2 protein-coding genes are annotated in these 1,293 nt (G+C 64.7%); both read left to right on the forward strand.

Going from position 1 to position 1,293, the window contains the following annotated elements; genetic code table 11:
- Positions 1-381: FHA domain-containing protein (locus EZM81_RS17945; RefSeq protein WP_136646730.1), on the forward strand; the 381-nt coding region annotated here is incomplete at its 5' end.
- The coding region (locus tag EZM81_RS17950; protein WP_248298282.1) for a PP2C family serine/threonine-protein phosphatase at positions 362-1,293 on the forward strand (932 nt) is incomplete at its 3' end. The genes EZM81_RS17945 and EZM81_RS17950, both read left to right, overlap by 20 nt.

Below are 1,293 nucleotides of genomic sequence, written 5' to 3' on the forward strand. Positions count from 1 at the left end.
ATGTTTCCGACGGGCTGGCTGGTTGTGAAGTCTGGTCCTGGTCGCGGTGCGGCGTTTGCGCTTTCGCAGGGGGTTTCGCAGATTGGTCGTGGCACTGACCAGACGGTTGCGCTGGATTTCGGGGACATGGCGATTTCGCGTCAGAACCACGCGTCGATTGCCTATGACGGAGCGACGCACCGGTTTCACATCGGGCATGGCGGCAAGTCGAACCTTGTGCGTCTGAACGGCAGGCCGCTCTTGTCGACGGAAGAGCTGCGGGAGGGTGACGAGATCCAGATTGGCGAGACGACGCTTGTGCTGAAGGTTCTGTGCACTCCGGCGTTCAACTGGTCGTCGGCGGAAGCCGGAGGAGACGGGCATGATGTGGCGATCGCGTGAGCCGCGCTATGACGTTGCCTCTGGCATAAGCCAGGGTGCGCGGGACTATCAGGAGGATGCGATCACGGCCGATTTCCCGGTGGGTGCGGAGGCGGGGTTTGTGGTTCTGGCCGACGGGATGGGGGGACACGCGGCGGGCGACGTGGCCTCGAAGATCGTGCTGACCGAGGTCTACAGCGAGCTGAAGTTCCATTTTGCGGACGTTGATGCCTTCGAGGCGCGCGCGCCCGAGATCCTGCGCGGTGTGGCGGAGCTTGCGAACGAGACCTTGCGCCAGCACATGCAGACGCATCCCGAGACGGCGGGGATGGGGGCGACGCTGGTGGTGCCCTGCCTGGTGGAGAACCGGCTGTGGTGGCTTTCGGTGGGCGACAGCCCGCTGTTTCTGTATCGGAACGGCCGGCTTTCGCAGCTGAACGAGGACCATTCGATGGCCCCGCAGATCGACTTCATGGTGAAGTCGGGTCTGATGGATGCCGAGGTTGCGGCGCACCACCCGGACCGCAACTGCCTGATCTCGGTGCTGATGGGCACGCGGATCCCCCGGATCGACTGCCCGGCGCGGCCTTTCGAGCTGCAGGCGGGCGACATCGTGATCTGTGCCTCGGACGGTCTGCAGTTCCTGAGCAATGCGCAGATCGAACGGGTTCTTGGCAAATACCGCAAGAGCCGGTCGACCGAGATCGCCGAGCGTCTGCTGGAAGAGCTGACGCGGCTGGACGATCCCGATCAGGACAACATCAGCTTCACCGTCATCAAGGTGAACGACGCCAGCGCGCGCCCCCGGCAGGACCGCCCGCCGCACCCCTCGGTCGCCCTCACCCGCCCAAGGCGCCTGACCACCGTCGCCGCCGAACCACAGATCCTACCCCTCAACCCGATGCCCGCCCAAACATTGCCAGAAACCGGTAC

This window comes from Tabrizicola sp. YIM 78059, from assembly GCF_004959785.1.
Lineage (GTDB): Bacteria > Pseudomonadota > Alphaproteobacteria > Rhodobacterales > Rhodobacteraceae > Tabrizicola > Tabrizicola caldifontis.